The organism is Microbacterium sp. CPCC 204701 (genome assembly GCF_004010105.1).
Lineage (GTDB): Bacteria > Actinomycetota > Actinomycetes > Actinomycetales > Microbacteriaceae > Microbacterium.
This window is the reverse complement of record NZ_RRYE01000505.1, coordinates 1-1769: the sequence shown is the minus strand read 5'-3', so window position 1 is coordinate 1769 and position 1769 is coordinate 1. Positions and strand designations below refer to the sequence as shown.

Genomic DNA, 1769 nt, shown 5'->3' with positions numbered 1-1769 from the left:
GGTCAAGGCGCGGCGCCCCGCGAAGGGCCGAGCTCCCGGGCCCGCCAATACACTGAGAGTCCGGGTCGACGTGCCCGATCTCGACCTCTGATCGATCGAACGCTGAGGAATCCCATGCGCCTGGTCTTCGCCGGCACGCCGGCGCCGGCGGTGCCGTCGCTGCAGCGACTCGCGGCATCCGAACACGATGTCGTCGCCGTCGTCACCCGGCGCGACGCGCCGCTCGGGCGCAAGCGCGTGCTCACGCCGTCTCCGGTCGCCGCGGCAGCGCAGGAGCTCGGCCTGTCCGTGATCCGCGCCGATCGCCTGGACGCCTCAGCCACGGAGCAGATCGCCGCGAGCGAGCCCGAGCTGGGCGTGATCGTGGCCTACGGTGGACTCGTGCGCGAGCCCCTCCTCTCGACACCGGCGCACGGGTGGATCAACCTGCACTTCTCGCTGCTGCCGCGGTGGCGGGGCGCGGCACCGGTCCAGCACGCGCTCATCGCCGGCGACGCCCGCACCGGGGTCAGCGTGTTCCAGCTCGTCCCCGAGCTCGATGCCGGCGACATCTTCGCCGAGCTCGCCGTGGATGTGCCGGCCGATGCGACGGCGGGGGACCTCCTCGCCTCCCTGGCCGACGACGGCGCTGGCGTTCTCGCCGAGGTGGTGGACGCGATCGCGTCGGGCACCTCATCGGCCCGCGCGCAGGAGGGCGAGCCGACGTTCGCGCCCAAGCTCGACGACGACGACGGGCGGGTGCGCTGGGACGAGCCGGCCGAGGCGGTGCTCGGCCGCATCCGCGGCGTCACGCCGGAGCCCGGCGCCCACACCACGATCGACGGAGCACGGCTGAAGATCCTCGCCGTGCACAGTGCACCCCACGACGCTCCCGCCCTCGCCCCGGGCGCGCTCGCGCTCCACGGTCGCGAGGTGGTCGCGGGCACCGCGACCGCACCGATCGTGGTCGATGAGGTGCAGCCTGCCGGCAGGGGGGCGATGCGGGCCGCGGACTGGTGGCGGGGTCTGCGCGACTCGGCCCCGGTGGCGGGACCGTGAGCGCCGTCGCCGCGCGCCGGGTCGCGTTCGAGACGATCCGGGCCGTGAACGAGTCGGACGCCTACGCGAACCTCCTGCTGCCGACCTCGATCGCCCGTGCAGACCTCGGCCCCGCCGACGCCGGGCTTGCCACCGAGCTGACCTACGGGACCCTGCGGCGCCAGGGCACGTACGACGCGGTCATCGCGATCGCCGCCGACCGTCCGACTCATGACATCGACCCTGCGGTGCTCGATGCGCTGCGGCTCGGCGTGCACCAGCTGCTGTCGACCCGCGTCGCCTCGCACGCCGCCGTGAACGAATCCGTCGAACTGGCTCGCGCGGCCGCCGGGCGCGGCGCCGCCGGCTTCGCGAACGCCGTTCTGCGGCGTGTGTCGCGCGACACCCCGGGCGACTGGATGACGCGCGTCGCCGAGAGCGCGCGGTCGGACGACGAACAGCTCGGACTGGTGTTCTCGCACCCCGTGTGGGTGGTGCGCGCGTTCCGCCGCGCCCTTGCGGCGGAGGGCCGCGCCAACGAGCTCGAGGCGCTCCTCACCGCCGACAACGCCTCACCCCGCGTGACGATGGCCGCGCTCCCGGGGGTGGCCGACGTGCCTGACCAGGCGCGTCGCACGCCGTTCTCGCCCATCGGCTTCCGCCTCGGCGGCGGCGATCCCGAGTCGGTGGTCCGCGGCTCCGGCGGGCGCGTCCGCGTCCAGGACGAGGGGTCGCAGCTCGCGGCCCTCGCG

2 protein-coding genes are annotated in these 1769 nt (G+C 74.8%); both read left to right on the top strand.

Annotation, left to right across the window (positions count from 1 at the left end):
• Positions 1 to 114: 114 nt before the first annotated feature.
• The gene (gene fmt, locus EIO58_RS17295; RefSeq protein WP_127820487.1) at positions 115 to 1038 is read left to right on the top strand and encodes a methionyl-tRNA formyltransferase; all 924 of its coding nucleotides are present in this window, start codon (positions 115 to 117) and stop codon (positions 1036 to 1038) included.
• On the top strand, positions 1035 to 1769 hold a 735-nt coding region (locus tag EIO58_RS17290; RefSeq protein WP_274543225.1), incomplete at its 3' end, for a transcription antitermination factor NusB. The genes fmt and EIO58_RS17290, both read left to right, overlap by 4 nt.